This window comes from Spirosoma arcticum (assembly GCF_054779955.1).
Window position 1 is genome coordinate 566,128 of sequence record NZ_BAAGXG010000002.1, and the last position, 22,798, is coordinate 588,925.

Below are 22,798 nucleotides of genomic sequence, written 5' to 3' on the forward strand. Positions count from 1 at the left end.
TATTTAATCAACTCATTTCTGCGTAATTCCCCGTGCTCCATCGCCAACGTACCGCTCAAAGAATTCGTAGATCCGCAGCAGTCGGTCAATGCGTTGCCGAACGTTGCCGGTGCGGCTCAGTTCGTGAGTAGCACCGGGCATTCGAACGTACTCGACCGGCCGGCCCAGTATTTTCAGGCTTTTGTACAGCATTTCGCTTTGAATAACGCCCGTACGGAGGTCGTTTTCGCCGTGTTTAATCAACAGGGGCGTTCGGATATTCTGCACGAATGTGTAGGGAGAATTCGTTTCGAGCACCTTTGCATCGGCCGTCCAGGGAAAAGCGAAATAGCCCGGAATCAACCGCCAGGCATTGCCTTCGCCCAGAAACGTAGTAAGATCATACACACCCCGTTGCGAGAAAGCCGCTTTAAACCGGTTATCGTGCCCCACAATCCAGGCTGTGAGATAACCCGCGTAGGAGCCGCCCGTAATCACCTGCCGACTGGTGTCGACCCACACTTCTTTGGCCGCGTCGGTGGCAGCCGCCAGCACATCCTCGGCCGGGCCGGTTCCCCAGTCTTTGATGTTAGCCCGCTGGAAAGCAAGCCCATACCCGCCCGACCCACGCGGATTGCCATACACCACGCCGTAACCCTGGGCGCACATATATTGAAATTCGTGCCACATCGACGCTTCGCCCGGTCCCCACATGGCTGTTGGACCACCGTGCATGTTCAGCAGCAACGGGTGTTTTTGGCCTGTAGTAACCGCATCGCCGGACCGCTCTATTACGGGCTTCATGATCCAGTAATCAACCGTTTGGCCGAGCGAATTCTTATACGTGCGTTTCTGCGGGAAACTTAATTGCTTTTGGCTGACCCAATCGTTATGCCCACTCAGTTTTGTCCGGTTTTTAGCCAGCACATCCGTTAAGTACAGCTCCGACGGATTTTTTACTTCTGTCATGGCGCAAACGATCTGGTTGCCCGCCACGTCGAAATACGTGATGCCACTCTCAAAGTCGGTCAGTTGGGTCACTTGCCGGGTCGCCGGGTCGAGCCGGTAGAGGGGCGTTCCGCCGTTGGACGAAGCGGTGAAATAAATGGCGTTACTGGTAGACGTTTTCTTGCTCTTACCCGATGCCGCTTCCGTTGCCCAGGTCAGGCTCCCGGCGGCCCGGTCGAAGGTGACCAACTGCGGACTTGATGCACTTGAACCGTTAAGCATAGCAATCCCAATTTGTGGAAAGCCGACCCCCTCCGACGTGCTGACTAAAAACGCCAGTTGTCGACCATCGGGCGAAATCTCCGGCGCACCGTAACTTTTGCCCGCATCGGCCAGTACGGTTGTGCGGGTGCCAGAGCCATCGGCTGGAACAAATACAATGGCGTTGTCCTGCTCCCGGTCGGGGTGTTTGAGTGAGTCGCGGTCGGTTACGGCCAGCAGACCCCGTCCGTTGGGGAGCCAGTTGCCCGCCTGAAACGAGGAAAAGCCGCGCGTGAGGGGTTTAGGCGCGGCTCCTTCACGCACGTCGACTACATACAGGTGCGTGAAACTGGGGTCCGGCTCGGTGGTTGACTCGCCCTGAAAATTGAGTCGATTAATGACCTTCGCTTTCTTATCGGCCACGTCTTTGGCCAGATACGCCCGAATTTCGGCCAGCGAACCATCCGGGTTCGGCTTTATTTTTTTGTCCTGGTTGACGAAGGCGTTATCCGTAAACCCCGGCTTTTCCAGTGACCAGACCGGACCACCTTTCCCCAAATTCAGCAGCGAATCGGTCAGCATGTCGGCCATTGATACCGTTGCCGAAAACGCAATCCGTTGCCCGTCCGGCGACCACTTCGGCCCCGATGCGCCGTACGCACTGTTCGTAAGCTGCCAGGCTTCGCCCCCGTTCAGTGGCATCACAAAAACCTGACTTTTTCCCTTTACCGACCGGGCGAACGCGATGGTTTTCCCATCCGGCGACCATACCGCCTGCCGGGCTGATTCCGGGCCACGCGTCAACGCTTTTGCATCTCCGGGCTTAAGTTCGGTCAGGTAGATGTGCGTTCGGTAGTCGTATTCCTCTTTTTGATCGGGATTCGTTTCGATGGTGGTGAGCGTGTAAAGTGCCCGCTTACCATCCGGCGAGAGTTTGATGCCGCCAACCTGTTTGATGCGGGTGAGGTCGGTGACGGTGATTTTTGATTTTGTCTGCGCATTCGCCATCTGCGCGGTCAGGGCGATAAATAGAAAAGCTCGTTTGAACATAGCGACTACGTTAATAAGGGCAAATACCGCTCCCGGATGATATTGACGTGATGAATAGAATGACCGACCAGCACAAAGCCGATTGCCAGTGCTGAAATGGTCTGATTGAAACAGATACCACTGCGTACCAGCATTTCGTCGTCGAAGCTACGGAATAGGGCGATGGTCGACTGCCGGTTCAGGGCGTATTCCTGGTACAATTCAGCAAGATTCCGTTGGGTAGCGTGGGCAGTTTGACCAAATAATTCCTCGTCAAAACCCGGCAGCGTGGTTTGGTCGTTTCGGGCGAAACGCAACGCCCGGTACGCCATGATGCGTTCGGTGTCGATAAGGTGCTGAATAATGTCCCGAATCGTCCATTTGCCGGGTGCGTAGTGCAGGTCACCAAGCGCTTCGGCTGTTTTGGCAGGCAATAGATAATCGAATGAAGCGGCCTGGCTCAGCGCGTCGATTAGCTCAATATCCTCAGTTAGGTTGATATACCGGTCAAAGTAACCGGGCATCACGAGAATGTCGGATTTGGTCATGGTTTGTTTTTGTCATCCCGACGAAGGAGGGATCTTAAGTTTAGCAACGCATGAGACCCCTCCTTCGTCGGGATAACAAAAAACATGAATTATTTCTTCGCTTTAGCAGCCGCTGCTCCCGTCAACTCCGTCACTAATCGGTCAGCTTTGTAGATATACCGCATGGCGGCAACCATCCCGCCTGCATGAACCGAAATGGTTCGGTTCAGGTCGGGCACGAAGATGAACTCACCGGGCAGACTTTCCATGTTGCCGTCGAAGGCCAAACCCACGGCTTCGCGGTTTTTATTAATCATCGGGCTGCCCGAATTACCACCAATAATATCGTTGGTGCTGATGAAGCACATGGGTTGCCGAAGTAACTCCGCTGGCGGATTTTTCCAGCGGGCAGGCAGATTCCACGGTGCCTTGTCACCAAACGAATAGTTGCGGTCGTACAGCCCGGCGAAAGTCGTGATTACCGGGGCCTGTGTGCCGTTGTAGGGGTACCCTTTTACGATGCCGTCGTTGATGCGGAGCGAGAACGTGGCGTCGGGTGGTACGGCCGTGCCGTAAACGGCGTAGAGCATCCGGCCAAGTTGGCTGCGTAATACCTCCTGCTTCTGCGAAATATCGCGGGCCTGCCGGGCGGCTTTGAGGTAGCGTGGGAAGCCGATGCGGGCCAGCGCCAGCAGCGGGTCCGTCGATGAACCAATGGCACCGGGTCGCGTAGCCAGCTCGCTCACGAAAGCGGGGTCAGCTAATTTTGTGTTTTTAATCAGGTGAGCCGCTGCTTCTTTGGGTGATCTTGTCGTGCCGCCCGGCCCCGTTAGAGCCGCTTTCACGTAAGGGTCGTCGTTGCCCAGACCGGCCTGCGCTTCGGTGAGGTGGGCGGTTAAATACGCTTCTTCCAACACCGGGTTTTTGACGGTTGGCGAAACAATCAGTGAACGCGCCCGTTCGGCATCCTGCGGTCGGGAAGTGAGCAAGTCGTTATACTGAATGAGTACGCCCGCAAATGCCAAGAGTTCGCCCACAGTTCGTTCGTTGGGAGCGAGGTAGGTAGCATCGTTGAACAGTCCCCGCAGTTGAGCCGTGTTCGTGGCAATATCGTCCCAGGTTTTGAGTTGGTCAGCCGGTAGGTTTTTGGCTCGGGCATCGGCTTTAAACTGCTTCTCAAACACCGCTTTACGGCCCAGCAGACCCGCATCGCGCAGTCCCGCCAGTTGACCGTTGTAGGCTTTCAAACTATTCTCATAGCTGAAAATCTCGTTCAGAATACTGTCGCTTTTGGCCGTAGCATTGTAGGCTTGCAGGGCATCGGAGCGGTTGCGCAGGAGCCGGATGGTGGCGGGGGTTTGAAAATCGCGGTCAAATTCCAGTTCGGCCACGGTCTTGAGCCGCTCGGTGCGGCCGGGGTTGCCAATCACAAAAATCGGTTCTCCATCGCGGACTCCATTGGTATTAAATTTAAAGAAATGCGTCGTTTGCAGCGGTTTCCCTCCGTCATACACCCGAAAAAATGAGCAGTCTAAGGCGTAACGCGGGTAGGTGAAATTGTCCGGGTCGCCCCCGAAAAAGCCGAGTTGAAGCTCAGGCATGAACACGAGCCGGACATCGGTATAGCGTTTGAAACCGTAGAGAGCATAGCGGCCACCATTGTAAAACGTGATGGTTTGTAGTTCCAGACCTTTCCAGCCGTCTTTTGTGCCATATTCCTGCTTTATTGTTTCAAATGCCTGTTCGCGGGCCTGTAACGGATCGGACTGAGCGCTGTTCATAGCGTCCTGCACTCGCTTGGTAATGTCTTCGATCTTCACCAACTGATCCACGAACAACCCGTCAACTTTACGTTCGTCGGTCAGGGTTTTAGCATAAAATCCCGTTGCGTTGAGGTCCTCCCCCTTGCGGGTCACGCCCGTCCCCGACTCGCGGGCGCAGTGGTGATTGGTCATTACCAGGCCATTCGCCGATACGAACGAGGCTGAGCAGTAGTCGGCGAATCGAAGCGCAGCCAGCCGGGACTCGTCGAACCATTTCTCGTCGGCGGTGAAGTTGTACGTTTTTTTGAAATAGTCTTTCGGTGGATTATCGAAAGTCCACATCTTACCCAAATCTAGCGGTCCACCTTTGGCAGAGTCAGTGGGGGTGGTCGTTGGCTGAGCCAGGCCAAGGCCGAACAAGCCCGTTAGCAAAAAGCCCGACAGCACGGCCGGGCGGAGATGTTGTTTCAGCATTGGCAGAAATTGCAGTTAATACGCAAATATATTGTTAACCCAACGCTAAAGCGGTGGGCTGATAGCCGTAAATAATTAATAGGCGTCGGCTAATGCGTTTGTACTATCAGAAACCCTGAAGCAGTGGGCTCATAACGGCGGGCCGATGGGGGCAACCGGACCAAGATAGCTATCAGCCCAGCGCTTCAGCGTTGGGTTAACAATTACGCCACCTCGTTTTTCAACATGATCTCGTTTGCTACTTTATCGTCCTTGCGGATGAAGGGCCGGATGATGAGCCGGGTGCCACGCTGGTAGGTGAATAGCCGGTATACCCAGTTGCTGAATACCACTAATTTGCTGCGAAAGCCGACCAGATAGAAAATGTGCACAAACAGCCACGCCATCCAGGCAATGAACCCGCCGAGGTGAATGTTGCCCGGCAAATCGGCTACGGCTTTGCTACGCCCAACAATGGCCAACGATCCTTTGTCGAAATACTCAAACGGTGTCGTTGGTTCGTTTTTAAGCAGCCGGTGCAGGTTTTTTGCTAAGTGTTCGCCCTGCTGAATGGCGGGCTGCGCCACGCCGGGGTGTCCTTTGGGGTACTTCTCCAGCTTCATAAACGCGATGTCGCCAATGGCAAACACGTCGGTCAGACCCTGCACCCGGTTAATGGGGTCCACCAAAATCCGGCCTTTCTCGGTCGATTCAGCCGGAATGCCCTCGATTAGCGCACCCGTCACGCCCGCGCCCCACACCAGTGTTTGCGTTTTGATTTGCTCACCACCTTTAAACGTCACCGTTTCGCCGTCGTAGTTCTCAACGAAGGTGTTCAGTTTAATGATAACGCCCAGTTCTTCCAGGTACTTATGCACTTTTTTCCCGGCCTCGTCCGACATGGGCGGCAGCACCTTTCCCATTCCTTCGACCACGTAAATATTCATCTGTTTAAAATCCAGTCCCGGATAATCGGCGGGGAGAACGTATTTACGCATTTCGGCGAGCGACCCGGCCATTTCCACGCCCGTTGGTCCGGCCCCGGCAATCACGAAATTAAGCAAACTCTGGCGTTCGGCGGGGTCGCGGGTGATACTTGCCTGCTCAAAACACTGCAAAAACTGGCTGCGAATGTTAAGCGCTTCGGGTATGGTTTTGAGCGGAAACGAGTACTTGGCGATCTGTTCGTTGCCGAAAAAGTTTGATTTAGAACCGCTGGCAATGATTAAATAATCGTAGTGCAAATCGCCGATGAGCGTCGTTACGGTTTTGGCCGCTGTATCTATTTTGTTGACCCGTACCATCCGGTAATTCAGGTTTTCCTGCCCGTCGAACATCTTCCGGAATGGCTCCGCGATAGCATCTGGCTCCAACCCGGCCGTAGCCACCTGGTACAGCAGCGGCCAGAACCCGTTGTAGTTTTGCTTATCAAACAGCACGACCTGCACGTCGGTATCGCGCAGGCTCTTGGCTAAGTTCATGCCGCCAAATCCACCGCCGATAATGACGACGCGGGGCTTGGTGGTATCGGGTACATTGAGCGAAAGTTTATCGTATTGCAGCATGTTGAGTTCAGCGTTTCATTCAGGGTATATTTCCGGTTGTAGTACCTCTGAATCAACGCTTTTGTTTGGCAGAAGGTGCCTAAAATCAGCGACTGGCACCGAGTGACTTTACTGATGTTATACGAGGCCTTCGTTAAAAACTGTTAATAGCTGGATCGGTTTATACGGCTATTCCAACCGTTGCGCCAACTTTTTGCTCTTTTAGGTCAGCTACCTATTTGTCCTCATGCGCTTAACGGTCTACGTCCTCGTTCTTAATCTATTTATTAACCAGCTACAGGCGCAAAACGCCCCAACCCGGTCCCGTACCGGAACGGCTACCATCAGTGGCTACGTTCGCGAAACGGGCAGCCGGGAAGCGCTCATCGGTGTTAATGTCTATCTGCCAGGAACCACGATCGGAACAACGACTAATACGTACGGCTTCTATTCGCTCACCTTACCCGCTCAGGATAGTCTCCGATTGGCGTATTCGTTCGTTGGATTCGAGACCGTGGCCCGTTCTGTCGACCTGCGTACGAACGTTACCGTAGACATCGCATTAACGCCCGGTCGCGTATTGGCAGCCGTGGATGTGAGAGCCGGGCGGACGGATGAAAAGGTGAGCGAAAGTTCGCAAATGAGCCGGATTGATATTCCGGTGTACCAGATCAAGAAGATACCCGCCTTTCTGGGCGAAAAGGACGTGCTGAAGGTGCTGCAACTGATGCCAGGCGTTCAGAAAGGCTCCGAAGGGCAAAGTGGCATCTACGTCCGGGGCGGTGGGCCAGACCAGAACCTGATTATCCTCGACGACGCCATCGTTTACAACGCCAATCACCTGTTCGGCTTCTTTTCGACGTTCAACGGAGATGCTCTGAAAAGTGTGGAGTTGATTAAGGGGGGCTTTCCGGCGTGGTACGGCGGGCGGTTGTCTTCGGTGATCGAGCTGAATATGAAGGACGGCAACCGGGAGAAATTGCACGGCGAGGGCGGCATTGGCCTGATTGCGTCGCGGTTAGTGCTGGAGGGTCCGCTGGGCAAGAGCCGGAAGGGGTCGTTTTTAGTCTCAGCCCGGCGAACGTATATTGATGTGCTGACCCAGCCGATCATTCGCGCCAGCACCGATGGTGATGTCTCTACAGGCTATTATTTCTACGATCTAAATGCTAAAATGAACTACGATCTTGGTCAAAAGGACAAGGTTTACCTAAGCGGTTATTTCGGTCAGGACCGCTTTTACAGCCGTGACAAATTCAATTTGTCAACGTTCAAAGCCGGTCTCAACTGGGTCAATGCCACGGGTACGTTTCGCTGGAATCATTTGTTCTCCGAAAAACTCTTCGCCAATACGTCGCTGACATTCAGTAATTACCGCTTTGGCATCAGCAGTGATGAAGAAGTTCGTAATCAGGCGGGTGACGTTCAACAGACCTCGTTGCGTTACACCTCAGGTATTCGCGATTTTTCGTTGAAATACGACGCTGATTATTATCCCAATCCAAATCACTCATTTCGATTCGGTTTGCAAAGCACGTATCACCGGTTCACGCCCAGCGCCGTTGTGTTGCGCGACACGGAGACACAACGTTTCCGGAACGAAGTCGATAATATTGATGTGATCGAATCGGGTATTTACGCTGAAGACACCTGGCGGCCAACGAACCAATGGCGAATTAATGGCGGCTTCCGGCTAAGTCAGTTTCTGCACCGAAATGTAACGTACATCCGGCCCGAACCCCGGCTGTCGGCGGCTTACGTGCTGCGACCTGGTTTATCGATTAAAGCGTCGTATGCGCTCATGAATCAGTATGTTCATCTGCTGTCGAACACGGGAATCGGCCTGCCTACCGACCTATGGGTGCCGACGACTGACCGCTTCAAACCCCAGCAGTCGCATCAGGTGGCGGGTGGTCTGGCGTATGACTTTGCGGGAAGAACAGCCTTCACAAAGGACCTGACCCTGACGGTCGAAGGATACTACAAACGGTTGAGCAATATTATCAGCTACCGTGAGGGGGCCAGTTTTCTGTTAATTAACGACCCTGAATCAGCCGAAACCGTCCGCTGGGAAGATAACGTAACAGCTGGCCGGGGCTGGTCCTACGGTGGAGAAGTCCTTTTGCAGAAGAAATCAGGCCGTTTTTCGGGCTGGGTCGGGTACACGCTCTCGTGGACGCGCTGGCAGTTTCCCGAACTGAACGGCGGGCGTCCATTTTTTCCACGCTATGACCGTCGACATGACATCTCATTAGTGGGCATTTATGAACTGAGTAAACGCATTACGCTGTCCGGTACGTGGGTTTATGGCACTGGTCAGGCGCTCACCATTCCTGTTGCCAACTACACGGCTTACCCCCACCTGGCCACTCGCCCGAACAACGGCTTTAGCCCAACCCAGCCGGGTCTCATTAACCAGCTATTTAATTATGGGCGCACAATTGGGGAGTACGGTGAGCGAAACGGTTTCCGGGCGGAGCCGTACCATCGACTGGATTTCGGTATTCAGGTTCACAAAAAGATGAAGCGCCACGAGCGAACCTGGGAGTTTAGTTTATACAATGCCTACAGCCGACGTAACCCGTTTTTTTATCTGCTGGACGACGCGCAACTTCAGCAAAACGCGCCGTCCGTTACAGTCCTGAAACGCTACTCGATCTTTCCAATCATTCCTTCGTTTAGCTACAACTTCAAATTCTAACCCACGGCCATGAAATTAACCGCATTGTTCAGTTTGCTGGTTGTGACGACGCTGACGTTTTCGTGCGAGTCAGCATTTGTGAAAGTGGTCAACCCCGACAATGTGCCGAAAGGCGAACAAAAGCTGACGGTTCACTGCTATATATCCCCGCAGGACACCGTGCTGGCGGCCGTTGTCAACCGCTCACGGGCCGTTGTGGGCGAACCCAACTCATTTCGTAACGGTAGCCTGCCCGACGCCGTGGTGACGCTTTCGGACGGAAATCAGTCCGTCGAACTCCGGTATGAAAGCGTTCAGGGCGGATCGCTGTACCGGACCGACGCTCGCCTATTTCCCATTCAGGTGGGCAAAACGTACACGTTGAAGGCCAGCTTGCCATCTGGGGAAAGCGTTTCGGCGACCTGCACTGTTCCGGGTCCGGTGTCGATCAGCAGCTTCCGGATTGACTCGCTCCCTGATCCTAATATCTCCGATGGGTTAGCGTATTACGTTAAAACAACTTGGCAGGATCCGGTGGGCGTTGTGAATTACTACCGGGTTGCGGGCGATAACGAATACAATGGCATCCGATTGGATGTTATACAGGGACAATTCGTAGAGGTGCCGATACGGGCGGTTGGCAGTCTATTTTTTGGCGACAAAGGGCCGTATCTGAACGATCATAACCTCGATGGTCGGACGATGACATCGCTGCCGGGCCGGTTAAGCTTTTCATACAGCAACGGTAAACGCAACGCAGGTCGGCCCATACTGATCAATTTTTATTTGCTCAACGTAGACGTAAATTACTACCGCTATCATGAAAGTCTTGATCGGGCTATTATCGCTCAGGACAATCCATTCGCCGAGCCGACGTCCGTTGTAAGTAACGTGCAGGAAGGTTTGGGCTGTTTCGGCGCTTACAACCGCACACTATGGTCAACAACCTTGAGGTAGAATAAGGAAGGGGAGAGCAACCACATAGACGATTGTTCTCCCCCTCCTTATTCTACCTCAAGGTTGTTCTCACTTAAACCGCCTGATTATTCATCACTTCCGTCTGCTTCCGAATCGATTCCATGTGGATGATTTTATAGATCTCTTCCACTAACTCGGGGTAAAGGTTCAGTTTCTGACCCAGTTCGGTGCGGGTTTTCAGGATCTCTTTCCAGCGGTCGGGTTGAAAAAGCGTTACGTTGTTGTCGCGCTTGTACTCAGCCAGCCGCTCCACGAGCGCCATCCGGGCACCGAGCATCTCCACAATCTGCCGGTCCACATTGTCGATGTTGCGCCGTGACTGCTCCATATAACTCTGAAACTCCCGGTTGGGCGACTCGACCTGCCGGATTTGCAGGTGATCGAGCATGTCGCCGAAGGCCTCAGGCGTCAGTTGCTGAGCCGCGTCACTCCAGGCGTTGTCGGGGTCGATGTGCGACTCCACGATCAGGCCATCATAGTTGAGGTCCAGCGCCATCTGAGCCAATTCGTTCAGGTACGCCCGCTTGCCCGCCATGTGACTGGGGTCGCCGATGATCGGCAACTGCGGAAAAATCGACTTCAGCTCAATCGCCATTTGCCACATCGGTACGTTGCGGTACTTGCTGACTTCACCCGTGGCGAATCCACGGTGAATGGCTCCCAATTTGGTAATACCGGCTCCGGCAATGCGCTCAAACGCGCCTACCCACAACGCCAGATCAGGATTCACCGGGTTCTTAATTAACACTGGCACGTCGACACCCCGCAACGCGTCGGCAATCTCCTGCACATTGAATGGATTAACCGTCGTGCGGGCACCGATCCACAGAATATCAACTCCGTATTTCAGCGCCAGTTCGATGTGTTGGGGCGTGGCTACTTCCACCGCGAACGGCAGACCCGTTTCGGCTTTGGCCCGTTGAATCCAGGGTAGGGCGGCCTCGCCCATTCCTTCAAAACTGCCCGGCCGGGTGCGCGGCTTCCAAACGCCCGCCCGGATAGCATGAACCACGCCCAGCGCTTTCAGTTGGCGGGCGGTTTGAACTAACTGCTCTTCGGTCTCGGCACTGCACGGACCAGCAATAATCAGGGGTTTTCCGTTGGTCTGAATCCACGATCCAAGCGGTTCTACGGCTAATTCTACCTTCATAACAAACGCGTAATTGACGAGTAATGCGACTACTCTATGGGGAACTTTTAGATGCGATTTTATGCTATATTTGCGAAGGGAATCGGCTGTTTTCAGGTCGGTTCCCCTCTTTGTCTACAACTGTTTTTTAGTTTGTCGAACAAGTCGTGTTGGCGATTTTTAACCTATTGACCGAAATTTCGTTTTATATTTCGGTCGTGTTAACCGACACGCATCTAACGCTATGGAAGTAGCACCGCCCAAACGGAGCACTTATATGTCGAACCGAAGTAATCTGATGCCGGAAACCGCAGAGCGGCCAACGGAAGTAAGGCCTGTCTCCTTTGAAGACACTTCGATTGCTTTCTCTACCCAGTCGGATTTCAAACTCCGAAAGTCCTACTGGTTATTTGCGTTGATGAATCAGGGATGGCTGGTAAATTTAGGCACTTTTTTCATAAAGATTGCCCTACGACTACGTCTTCCCATTAAATTCCTCATCAAGAATACCATTTTCGGGCAGTTTTGTGGGGGCGAAAGCATCCCGGACGCCGAGAAAACCATCCAGACGCTCCACGACGCTCATGTGGGTACCATCCTCGATTACTCGGTTGAAGGAGAGGAAACCGAGAAGAGCTTCGATGAGACAACGCTCGAAATCCTGCGGACCATTGAGCGGGCCAGCGAGTCATCTGACATTCCTTTTTCCGTATTTAAAGTCACCGGCTTAGCCTCAACGGAACTACTCGAAGCCGTTCAGATTGGCGATTCACTCGATAGTGGCCAGAAGGCCGAGTTCGACCGGGTGCTCAAGCGGGTAGATTCGCTCTGTCGTCGTGCTCATGAACGAAATGTGCGTATTTTCATCGATGCTGAAGAAAGCTGGATTCAGGACACGATTGATACGCTGGCCTACGAGATGATGGACCGTTATAATCACGAGCGGCCCGTGGTTTACAATACGTATCAGATGTACCGCTGGGAAAGTTTGGAACACCTCCGGCGGGACACCGAAGAAGCACGGGCAAAAGGTTATTATCTCGGCGTTAAGTTGGTGCGCGGGGCCTACCTCGAAAAGGAACGGTTGCGGGCGCATGAAGAGGAGTACCAAGACCCCATTCAGCCTACTAAGGAAGATACCGATCACGACTTTAATGCGGCCATCGACTTTTGTCTGGAAAACCGTGACACCGTATCAATTTGCTTAGGAACGCACAACGAGTACAGTTGTCAGTATTGTCTGCAACAGATGAAGCGGATGGGCGTTGCACCGGGCGACGAGCACATCTATTTTGCGCAGTTGCTCGGCATGAGCGACAACATATCGTATAATTTAGCCAGTGCGGGTTATAACGTCGCTAAATACGTGCCCTACGGCCCGGTCGAAGCGGTGATGCCTTACCTGTTCCGACGCGCCGACGAAAATAAATCCATTGCTGGGCAAAGCAGCCGTGAGTTCACGTTAGTCAGTGACGAATTGAAGCGCCGAAAGGGATGTAAGTAGTATCTATGGCCCGGTTGAAAGCCTTAATTGCTTTTCGCCGGGCTTTCCTGTAAACGGCCCAACCCTCGGTTGGGCCAGACTTTTTGTACATGATTCGTAAAAATCCTTTCCGGTTTTTTGTGCTGGCACTGCTACTCATTGCCTTAGACCAAGGCGTGAAATTGGCGGTGCATCACTATATGACTCCTGGCTTTGCGGGGCAAGTCAATGTGGCTGGTAGCTGGCTTAAACTTCACTATGTGCTGAACCCTGGCATGGCCTTCGGTATGCAGTTGAGCTATGAATACGGCAAACTGCTGCTGAGCGTGTTCCGTCTTTTTGCGATGGTTGGTATCGGTTATTATTTAGTGTACTTAGCCCACAGGGGGGCTCCCAATGGCCTTTTATGGGCAATGGCTATGATACTGGCAGGAGCAGTAGGTAACGTTATTGACAGTACGTTTTACGGCGTATTTCTGAATAATGCGCCTTATGGTTCACCAACACCCTGGTTCCATGGGCAGGTAATCGATATGATTTTTGTGGATGTTTGGGAAGGCTTTATTCCCGAGTGGGTTCCGGTCTGGGGCGGGCAATACTATTCGACGCCCATTTTCAACATTGCCGACTCCTGTATCTTCATTGGCGTTTGCCTGATCTTATTCTTTCAGCGCCGTTTTTTCAGCGAGCCACCAATTGACGATAATCTTCTGCCGGTTTCCAGCCCCGACGCTACGGAAGCTCAGGTGATGCCGGTCGCTGAACTAAACGAAAACGACGAGGAGCAACCTACTCGCCAAACGGATGAGCACGACGCTGACCAATCGGCCGGGTATGAGCAGCGTCCCGCGCCGGAGTCAGTTGTATCGGATGAATCGAAACGGAGCGAGTAGGTAGATACCCTTCCTTGTTAGGGAGGGGCTAAGAGTCAGCTATTTTTTAGCCTCGCCCTAACGGGGAGGGGTTGGGGTGGGGTGGGGTACTTACTGCGTTTCTTCCAGCGGCTGGAAATCTTTGAATGTGCGCTTGATAGCTTTGTCGCTGGCTTCCTTCTTACTCTGCCAGTTCGCGTCCAGTTCGAGTGCCACCAGTCCACTCAAGTTCATAGCACCCCGAAAGTCATCTAACTTACGGACGAATTCTCCCGTTCGCCGGGTCGACTTTAACGCATATTCACGAGCGAATACATCACCTTTATTTTGCAATTCGCTACGTTTACCAAGGACGTAGTTGTAGCGATCCATCAGATCTTTCATAGACTTGCCAACAACTTCCGTTGCTTCAAGCGTACCCATCGTCAGCACAGATGTACCACCAATAGTTGAAATTAAACGCGCATTAGGCGAATTCACCGCCGGCGCTATGCCCGTGACAGCGCCCAGCGACGCATTTACTACGGAACGATTGCGCTTGCCCCCTTTAGCCCGTTTGTAGTCGCGCTTCAGTTCTTCTTCTTTGTCATTCAGTTGCTCAACCAGACCCCAGGCCTGCACCAGTAACTGTCGGTATTGCGTGTAATAATACCGGTCTTTCTCGCTCTCGTTCACCGTATTAAACACGGTAAATGCAATTCGGCGCTCTTCCCGGTTCTGCGATTTGTCGAGCACATAGAACGTAACCTGCACATCCAGCGAATCATACGGGTCCTTTACAAAATCGTAGCCCGGCTGCCAGATGAATTCATATTGGTTTTCCGTGTTTTTCACCAGAGCCGTCTTCGGAATCTGCACATTGTCCGATAGGAAGCCAAAGGCCGATACGTCATCTTCGCCGTTATGATCTGACAGGTAAAATTTTAGGTTGACCGTCGCATTTTCTTTGAGCCGGTAGTGCGTCTCCTTAGGAATAACAGCAATATCGGGCGGCAGATCCATCTGCGTAATCTCAACCTTCAACCGGCCTTTCGTGCGGGTTTTGGCGGGTTGATCTTCTACCCAAAACTCAATATACTGCGGAGCCTGCTTGAGCCGGTTGAACTGGTTCTGTGACAAAGTCCACGTCAGTTCACCCTGCGAAGTCAGCTTGCTGCCTTCGGGCATCTGGTCAGCAATGGGAATAAACACAATTGGATCGCTATCGTCATCGCGGACTAAATCACTGCCCAGTTTATACATGTTTTGCGTACGATAGCGTACGTAAAACGGCCGCAACTCGCCTACCGTTGGGGGGCGGTTAACGTGCAATACTTTAAACTCGACCGTTTGGGTGGCTGTTTGACCGTGTCGATTTTGAACAACAAACTCAACTGGTATAGTCCGGGCCGTCTGAATCCGGTCGGCAAGGGCGAAATCGGGTTTCCAGCTAAAATGACCTAACGAATCAAGGGCCATACCGTCCGGGTGGTTTTCTCCCAGCGAAAAGTACAGGGTGTCAGTGGCTGGACCAGTGGCCTTCAGGTCAAATCGGATGATGTTTCCTTCCGGCACCACGTTCCAGTTGGGCTGAGTAGGTAAACTGAGTTGGATTGACTTAGCATCCTGTGCGTGGCTGCCACCAACGAATAGGGTCACCAGCAACCAGGCCATACTACCGGCAATACGAATCATAGGCAATGATCAGAGAATGGTCTGTCTTGAAAAACGTAAAAGTAGGATGAAGATTTCGTGGATTAACATTAACTGACTCGCTTTTATACTTTTCTTAGCCGATGTAAGTTTTTAGCTACTAATAATTATATTTTTCTAATAAATAGCTCAACAAAAAGCCCCTCCGGTTGGAGGGGCTTTTCGGTTAAACAGCATCGAATGATTCGTGCGTTAGTTCTTTTTAGGAGCCGTTGTCGAACTGCTTCCCGTTGCGGCAGGCCGGTTAGCGGGTGTTGTGGCTGGCTTGTTTGCCGCTGCGGCAGCGGCCGCTTTAGCCGGGTCAATACCCATTTTGCGCAGTACTAATTCCGTAATGTTATCCTGCTCGGGAGCTACCAGCAAAATGGGGATGGTGTTGGCACCGGCATCGAGGTTGAACACGTACGTGTACGCATTCTCTTTCGCTACCGCATCAATCGCTTTTTGAATTTTCTGCACAACCGGGTTTACCAACTGCTGATACTTGGTTTGCAAGGAGGTTTCCGCCGTCCGACCGAATTCCTGAATCCGGCCCTGTAATCCCTGCAACTCAGTTTCGCGATCCTTACGAATGACATCCGACATTTGAGCCGCCCCTTTCTCATAGGCGGCATATTTGTCTTCCAACTCTTTTGTCATCCGCTTCAGTTCATTCTCCGACTGAGTCCGCTGAATGGTCAGTTGGTTCTGAATATCTTTCGCTTCGGGCGTTTGAGCCAGTACGTAATCAATATTGGTGTAGCCTAACTTCAGGGGGCCAGCAGCAGACGATCCTGCGGTAAGTGACCCTGCTGCTACGGTAGTTGTTGGGGCTGTCGTTGCGGCTGGAGCTTGTGCCTGTGCGTTGACGCTACCTATTAGGAGGGAGGCTGCAAACGCCATGACGAGGTTTTTCTTCATCTCAGTTAACTTGTTTGTATTACTCAGGTTTTGTGGTTGCATTGGTTGCCGGACTGGTGCCGACGGTTGTCTTGGTTGCTGTGGTGTTGCCAGCGGTTGCTTTAGTAGTAGCAACATCCAATCCCAGTTCCTCCATCACGTAGTCCGTGTAATCGTGACGGGGGTTCGTGTAAAGCATAACGAAATCAGACGCTTTGTCGAATATGAAGTCTAACTTCTTCTGAGCACTAACTTTTTCAAGCGCCCGATTAACTAACCCCATTGGTGCTTTTATAAGTTCTTTTTTCTTCTCAAAAAGCAAACCCTGGTAGCCAAACACCTTATTGTTGTACTCACGGGCTTCGCGCTCTTTTTCATTAAGTGCCCGTTGTCGGTCACGCTTCATATCCTCGGTTAGCAGGATTTCTTCGGCCTGATACGTTTTCTGCAACTTCTCAATCTCGACGTACTTATCCTGAATATCCTTCGACCACTTGTCGGTGAATTTGTCGATTTCACCCAGTGCCTTCTGGTACTCCGGCATTTTGCTCAGGATGAACTCCGTATCTACGTAGCCAAACTTTTGAGCATGTGCAGGAGCCGATAGCCAAACGGCGCACAAAAGTACGAAAAAAAGGACTTTTTTCATGAAAACAGTTGACTTTTTTGGCGGAACTGGTTGACTGTCAATTCTGGATTGTGGCTATTGTAAATTAGATGGCTGATTCTCAAAAACGTTTAATTGCGTTTGATAAACCCAACTTCACCTAACAACTTACCCTACTAATTAACGTTTTGCCAGCGCAAATCTTATCTGAACTGCTGCCCGATGGTAAAGTGAAACTGACCTGATGCTTTGTCCTTAACACCCGGAATCTTGTCGAATCCGTATCCATAATCGATACCGATCAGGCCAAAGGCAGGCATGAAAATCCGTGCCCCAAAACCAGCCGACCGTTTCAGATCGAACGGGTTGTATTGCTTGTAGCTACCCCAGTTGTTGCCCGCTTCGAGGAAGCCCAGCACGAAAATGGTGGCCGATGGATTCAGCGAAACCGGATAACGCAGTTCAGCCACGAACTTGTTGTAGGCCACCCCGCCCCGGCTGCGTTCCTGTGGCGTACTGACACGGTCGTAATCGGCGGTGTACACGCTCCGGTCGTCGTAGCCGCGCAAACCAACAATGTCCTGCGCCAGCGCAAACTGCCCCTGACCGGCTAAGCCCGACCCGCCCAACACGAACCGCTCAAACGGACCGATGTCGGTGCGTTGGTTATAACTGCCCAGGAAGCCTAAGTGCGCCCTTGTGCTCAGTACCAATTTGCCAAACACGGTCTGGAACCAACTGGCGTCGAACATCCACTTGTGGTATTCCACAAACTTGTATTTGTTCTCTGGCTTTTCCGACTCGGTAGACACCTTACGAAACGCCGAGTAGGGGGGCGTGAACGAACCACTCAGCGTGAACGACGAGCCACTGCGTGGGAATTGCGGGTTGTCGATGCTGTTGCGCGATAGGGTCGTGTTGAACGTGAAGTTGTTCGAAACGCCGTTGTTATAGCCGATCTGAAAAATGTCAAGGTTGTTCAGGTCATACCGCTGAAACGACAGCGAGTGAGTCAGCGAGAAGAAATCATCGGGCACTTTCAACTGCCGCCCCAATCCGACCGTGAAAGCCGTGTTCGTGTAGGACCCCGTTGGCTTACGACCTTTCAGGCCCTGATAAAGACTACCGTAGGGGTTTGCCGGGTCGTAGAACGTTTGGTAGACCGTATGGCTCGCACTGACCGACAATGCGTTGGGCTTGCGACCACCGAGCCACGGCTCCGTGAACGACAGCGAGTATACCTGATACTGAGCGCCGTTGGCCTGGAAACGCAACTGCACGCGTTGCCCGTCGCCAGCCGGTAGCGGACGCCACGCGCTCGGATTACCAATGTTGCGGGCCGAGAAATTGTTGAACGTCAGGCCGAGCGTACCCACAAAACCAACGTAGCCGCCCCAGCCGCCCGATAGTTCGATCTGGTCGGATGGTTTCTCTTCAACCGTGTATTCAATATCAACCGTGCCGTCGTTCTGAGGAACAGGGTTAATGCCAATTTTCTCGGGGTCAAAGTAGCCAAGCGTCGCCAGTTCGCGCTGGGTACGGATCAAGTTCGTTTTCGAGAATTTCTGACCGGGCAGTGTCCTGACGGTACGCATCACGACGTGGTCGCTGGTTTTGGTATTACCGTTCAGAATGACGCGGTTGATGGTCGCCTGTTTGCCCTCGAAAATGCGAATTTCGAGGTCGATAGAGTCGCCGTCAATAGCTTTCTCGATGGGTTGGGCGTTATAATACAAGTACCCGTCGTCCATGTAGAGCGAACTCAGATCCTGACCAGGGTTTCCGTTCAGCTTCTTCTCCAAGTCTTCGGGGTCATACACATCGCCCTTCACCACGCCCAGCACTTCGCGCAGCCGCTCGGCTTTGTAGAGGTAGTTACCCGAAAACTCGACATTGCGGTAGTAATACTTCCGCCCTTCGTCGATGGCGATGTTCAGATTGATGGTATTGCCGCCATTGTTGATGATGCTGTCGCGCTCAATCATGGCGTCGCGGTAGCCGAGTTTATTATAGTAAGCAATGAGCTTTTGCTTGTCTTCTTCGTACTTTTTGGGCACAAACTTCGACGGGCTGAACACCCGCCCAAAGCGCATTTCCTTGGTACCCTTCATCTTCAGCCGCACCGCCGATTCATCGACTTCGTTACGTCCGTCGAAGGTGATTTTAGCGATTTTAACTTTTTGGCCTTTATCGACCAGTACGCGCATCGTGGCATTGTTGCGGGCACTGTCGGGCACGGTCGTAATTTTGACTTTCGTGTTGAGGTAGCCTTTGTCAATAAAGAACTTTCGGACGGCTAACTGGGTATTCTTCGTAATCGTGTTCGACACGATCTTGCCTAAGTTCAGCTTTACTTTGTCTTTCAACTGATCCTGTTCGCCCTTTTTAACACCCAGGAAGCTGACTTTGTATAGACGGGGCCGTTCCAGAACCCGGAACATCAGCGACACTTTGGTATCGACAACGCTGGTTGCAAACATCTCAACATTGTCTAACAGTCCGGATTCCATTAGTTTACGCACCGCTGAACCGACGGCTTCACCCGGAATACGGATCTTGTCGCCAACCTTCAGGCCCGCCAGCGAAACGAGTGAGTTGGGATCGAGGTATTTGGTGCCGGTTACGGTCAGCCCGGCAATTTCGTAGTCTTTGGGACTGGCGTAGTTGAGCAGATCATCCGTGGTGGCGGCTGGTTCGGTACTCTGTCCTACGCCGACACGCACCTGCGCCAGCACTAAAGTAGTCGGCAGGTTCAGGAGTAGAATGGCAACTCCCAGAATGACTTTTATACAGTGTTTCAAGTCTGTAGTATGATAAGTTTGTTGATTTACAGGATTCAATTCAGGTCGTAAGGGTTGGAATGCCAAAGAATTAGCGCATAGCGCGACTGATACTCTTGAGCCGAATTCGTTTTATTTTACTACCTGCTCGCTGATTTTACCGAACCGGCGTTCACGTTGCTGGTAACTCAAAATGGCTTCGTACAAATGATTTTTGCGGAAATCGGGCCACAACACGTCGGGCATGTAAAGTTCGGAGTAAGCTAACTGCCAAAGCATAAAATTACTGATGCGCATTTCACCACTCGTCCGAATCATCAGTTCGGGGTCGGGAATACCACCCGTGGTGAGGTATTGACCAAACAACGCATCGTCAATCTCGTCGGGCGTTAGCCGACCGTCGCGCACTTCGGTCGCTAATTGCCGCACAGCCTCGATAATTTCCCAGCGACCGCTGTAGCTGAGGGCCAGAATGAGCGTGAGACCCGTATTGTTCTGCGTTTCGCGCATGGCTTCGGCAAGTTCATTCTGACAGTCGAGCGGCAGGCTTTCGGTGTGGCCAATAGTGGTAAGCCGTACGTTATTGTCCATCAGTGTTTTAATCTCACCACGAATTGTGTGCACCAGCAGCGTCATGAGCGCATCGACTTCATACTTCGGCCGGTTCCAGTTTTCGGTCGAAAAAGCGTAGAGCGTTAGGTATTTCACCCCTAATTCAGCGCAACCTTCCGTGGTTTCCCGCACCGCCTTAATGGCGTTGTGGTGACCAAATATCCGGGCGGCTCCCTGCCGTTTGGCCCAGCGTCCGTTTCCGTCCATGATAACGGCTATGTGCTGGGGCAGATTGTCAGGATCAATGTGTTCCTTCATCCCAATAGGGGAAATTTAACCTTATTTAACAAGACCGCGAAGGTACGAAAATTTAGTCAGACCGTAAGGGAAAGAGGTGTTTAGGTATGTTCGTGATTTCAACGACTATCTTTGTTGCCAACGCTAAAGGGGGGGCTGATACAGAAGCCAGCTATCAGCCCACCCCTTTAGCGTTGGGAAACAATAAACAAATTATGCTTCCAAAAATTCTACTTGTTCTGGGATTGCTGATCCTGCTCGTAATTATCGCTGGGGTAGTTATTGGCTACGTTATTTCGGCACCGCGCTACGTAGGGCCGGTGAGCGATCATTTTGACGGAAAAGAGTTTTTTACGCCCGGTGCGCCACCGCCGAAGGGTTTTCGGGAGGTGATCGGCTGGCAGCTTAATCATGAACGGACGCAGCTGTGGGAAGCGTTTCACGGCGATCCGCCCGGTCCACCCCCGCCCGCCCACGTGCCGAATGGATCGGCAGAATCAACGGACCTGCGGGTAACGTTTGTCAATCATTCCACCGTGTTGCTTCAGTTCGACGGGTTGAACGTGCTGACGGACCCCATTTACGAGAAACGGGTTAGCCCGTTTCAGTTTGCCGGACCTGCCCGCAACAGCCCGCCGGGTATCCGCTTCGAGGACCTGCCCAGCATCGACGTGCTGCTGTTGAGCCACAACCACTGGGATCACTTAGAGATTGGAACGGTGCAGAAACTATGTGCCCGTGACCAGCCGCGTATCTACTGTCCGCTCGGCGTGAAGGCGTTTCTGGAACAGCACGGGTGCCAAAACGTGACGGAAATGGACTGGCGGCAATCGGCAATCCACAATGCCCAAACGACCATCCACTGCGTCCCGGCGCAGCACTTTTCGGGCCGGGGCCTGTTCGACCGTAACGGAACCCTGTGGGCGGGCTACGTAATCGAAAACAAAACGGCAGGTAAACTCTATTTTGCGGGTGATTCGGGCTACGGGCCGCACTTCAAGACTATTGGTGAGCAATTCGGTCCACTGCAACTGGCGCTGATTCCGATTGGTGCTTACAAGCCGAACTGGTTTATGTCGCCGGTGCACTGCAACCCCGCCGAAGCTGTTCGCATTCATGAGGATGTCCGGTCGGAGCAGAGCGTGGCCATTCACTTCGGCACGTTTCCGTTGGCCGACGACGGCGAGACCGAGCCGGTCGATGATCTGCGGGCGGCACTTGCCGAAAAAAGCATACGGGCTGACCGCTTTCGGGCGTTAAAAAATGGAGGTAGTTTAACGCTCGACCAGAAAAAATAAGTCAGTTGCCAACGCTTTGCCACAAGATCGGGTCAATAAGCGTATTCGTTATAGTTGTTCGTCTATATTAAGTCCATGCGTAAACTTCAGTTAGCTATTCTTGGTGCAGTATTGGTCAGCGGATTGTCAGCCTGCACAGAAGAATCCGCCGATCCATCGGCTAAAAGATTCGATGAAAATGACGCCGAAATTAAAACGTACGCGTCACAGAACAATCTGACTGGTAATTTGACAACGTCGGGTTTATACTATTTCATTACTCAACCAAATCCAACGGGTAAGCAGGCGGCCGTTGGCGAGGAACTTGATTTTAGTTACAAAGCGACCAATCTACAACGCCAACACGTCGATAGCTCGACAACGGCGGCTCCCGTTTATTACCCGTTGGGTATTGGTTCGGTGTTGCCCGGCTTGGAGCAGGGTCTTAGCCTGATGCGCGAGGGTGAAAAGGCCATATTCCTGATTCCATCATATCTGGGGTATAACGATGAAGCAAAGCCGAATTTGGTGGCTTACTCGGTTGTTCGCTTCGACGTGACGCTTAACCGGTCGCGGAGCGAAGAGCAGCAAATCAACGAATACATCACAAGAAATAAGCTCACTGTGACGGAGATAACATCGGGTGGAACGCGGTTTATTAGAACCAGTCTCCCGACGAGTACTACGGTAGCAGCCGGACAAACGCTGACGATACGCTACTCGGGTAGACAACTGCGGGCCGCCACTGCCTTCGATAGCACGAAGACAAATGAAACGTTCGATGCCGTGCTGGGTCAGGGTAAATACGTAAAAGGATTCGAGGAAGGGTTGTCGAAAATGCGGGTGGGCGAAAAGGCCACGGTAATCTTTCCTTCATCGCTGGGATACGGCACACAGGGCGTTGTGCAGAGCAATCGATACGTGATTACGCCCTATGCCCCGCTACGTTTCGACCTGGAGCTTGTCTCGGCGAAGTAGTACCGGTCAATCTGATAACTTTATGGCCTGCGACGCATCGCAGGCCTTTTTTGTTGGTATCATGGGCCGGGGCGCGTAGCCTTTAGTCCA

16 protein-coding genes are annotated in these 22,798 nt (G+C 52.4%); 6 read left to right on the forward strand and 10 right to left on the reverse strand.

All coding sequences use genetic code 11. The features are described from left to right. Nucleotides 1–12: 12 nt before the first annotated feature. From ACYVHB_RS06870 to ACYVHB_RS06885, 4 genes are all read right to left on the reverse strand, one after another. On the reverse strand, nt 13–2,238 hold the full coding sequence (locus ACYVHB_RS06870; RefSeq protein WP_461050853.1) for a S9 family peptidase: 2,226 nt from the start codon (nt 2,236–2,238) through the stop codon (nt 13–15). A gap of 5 nt (nt 2,239–2,243) precedes the next feature. Continuing rightward, a complete protein-coding gene (locus ACYVHB_RS06875; protein ID WP_461050855.1) occupies nt 2,244–2,765 on the reverse strand; it encodes a DinB family protein in 522 nt (173 codons plus the stop codon). Between the two features lie 89 nt (nt 2,766–2,854). Further along, nucleotides 2,855–4,981: a S46 family peptidase gene (locus ACYVHB_RS06880; protein WP_461050857.1), complete on the reverse strand. Its 2,127-nt coding sequence runs from the start codon at nt 4,979–4,981 to the stop codon at nt 2,855–2,857. Nucleotides 4,982–5,184: 203 nt separating this feature from the next. After that, the gene (locus ACYVHB_RS06885) at nt 5,185–6,525 is read right to left on the reverse strand and encodes an NAD(P)/FAD-dependent oxidoreductase (protein ID WP_461050859.1); all 1,341 of its coding nucleotides are present in this window, start codon (nt 6,523–6,525) and stop codon (nt 5,185–5,187) included. Nucleotides 6,526–6,751: 226 nt separating this feature from the next. Here ACYVHB_RS06885 and ACYVHB_RS06890 point away from each other — a divergent pair, with 226 nt between their 5' ends. After that, complete coding sequence (locus ACYVHB_RS06890) at nt 6,752–9,205, forward strand: TonB-dependent receptor (RefSeq protein WP_461050861.1); 2,454 nt, start codon at nt 6,752–6,754, stop codon at nt 9,203–9,205. A gap of 9 nt (nt 9,206–9,214) precedes the next feature. Then, nucleotides 9,215–10,141 carry a DUF4249 domain-containing protein gene (locus tag ACYVHB_RS06895; protein ID WP_461050863.1) on the forward strand — a complete coding sequence of 309 codons (927 nt, stop codon included), beginning with the start codon at nt 9,215–9,217 and terminating at the stop codon, nt 10,139–10,141. Nucleotides 10,142–10,214: 73 nt separating this feature from the next. Here ACYVHB_RS06895 and ACYVHB_RS06900 read toward each other — a convergent pair whose 3' ends face one another. After that, complete coding sequence (locus ACYVHB_RS06900; protein ID WP_461050865.1) at nt 10,215–11,312, reverse strand: chorismate mutase; 1,098 nt, start codon at nt 11,310–11,312, stop codon at nt 10,215–10,217. 256 nt (nt 11,313–11,568) lie between these two features. On the opposite strand from ACYVHB_RS06900, the gene ACYVHB_RS06905 reads away from it, so the two are divergent. Both ACYVHB_RS06905 and ACYVHB_RS06910 read left to right on the forward strand, forming a co-directional pair. Then, nucleotides 11,569–12,795 carry a proline dehydrogenase family protein gene (locus ACYVHB_RS06905; RefSeq protein ID WP_461050867.1) on the forward strand — a complete coding sequence of 409 codons (1,227 nt, stop codon included), beginning with the start codon at nt 11,569–11,571 and terminating at the stop codon, nt 12,793–12,795. Between the two features lie 89 nt (nt 12,796–12,884). Continuing rightward, entirely contained in the window at nt 12,885–13,667 is a 783-nt protein-coding gene (locus tag ACYVHB_RS06910) for a lipoprotein signal peptidase (protein WP_461050869.1), read from the forward strand. A 90-nt stretch (nt 13,668–13,757) separates the two neighbouring features. Here ACYVHB_RS06910 and ACYVHB_RS06915 read toward each other — a convergent pair whose 3' ends face one another. The 5 genes from ACYVHB_RS06915 to ACYVHB_RS06935 all read right to left on the reverse strand — a co-directional run bounded on the left by ACYVHB_RS06915 (nt 13,758) and on the right by ACYVHB_RS06935 (nt 20,474). Beyond that, a complete protein-coding gene (locus ACYVHB_RS06915; RefSeq protein WP_461050871.1) occupies nt 13,758–15,320 on the reverse strand; it encodes a hypothetical protein in 1,563 nt (520 codons plus the stop codon). Nucleotides 15,321–15,530: 210 nt separating this feature from the next. Then, nucleotides 15,531–16,238 carry an OmpH/Skp family outer membrane protein gene (locus tag ACYVHB_RS06920; protein ID WP_461050873.1) on the reverse strand — a complete coding sequence of 236 codons (708 nt, stop codon included), beginning with the start codon at nt 16,236–16,238 and terminating at the stop codon, nt 15,531–15,533. Nucleotides 16,239–16,257: 19 nt separating this feature from the next. Continuing rightward, on the reverse strand, nt 16,258–16,866 hold the full coding sequence (locus ACYVHB_RS06925) for an OmpH/Skp family outer membrane protein (RefSeq protein WP_461050875.1): 609 nt from the start codon (nt 16,864–16,866) through the stop codon (nt 16,258–16,260). 161 nt (nt 16,867–17,027) lie between these two features. After that, nucleotides 17,028–19,625, reverse strand: a complete 2,598-nt coding sequence (gene bamA / locus ACYVHB_RS06930; protein WP_461050876.1) for an outer membrane protein assembly factor BamA — start codon at nt 19,623–19,625, stop codon at nt 17,028–17,030. Between the two features lie 111 nt (nt 19,626–19,736). Continuing rightward, complete coding sequence (locus ACYVHB_RS06935) at nt 19,737–20,474, reverse strand: isoprenyl transferase (RefSeq protein ID WP_461050878.1); 738 nt, start codon at nt 20,472–20,474, stop codon at nt 19,737–19,739. 194 nt (nt 20,475–20,668) lie between these two features. Between ACYVHB_RS06935 and ACYVHB_RS06940 the strand changes: the two genes are divergently transcribed. Further along, nucleotides 20,669–21,751: an MBL fold metallo-hydrolase gene (locus ACYVHB_RS06940; RefSeq protein WP_461050880.1), complete on the forward strand. Its 1,083-nt coding sequence runs from the start codon at nt 20,669–20,671 to the stop codon at nt 21,749–21,751. A 75-nt stretch (nt 21,752–21,826) separates the two neighbouring features. Beyond that, entirely contained in the window at nt 21,827–22,708 is an 882-nt protein-coding gene (locus tag ACYVHB_RS06945; protein WP_461050882.1) for an FKBP-type peptidyl-prolyl cis-trans isomerase, read from the forward strand. The last annotated feature ends 90 nt before the right edge of the window (nt 22,709–22,798 follow it).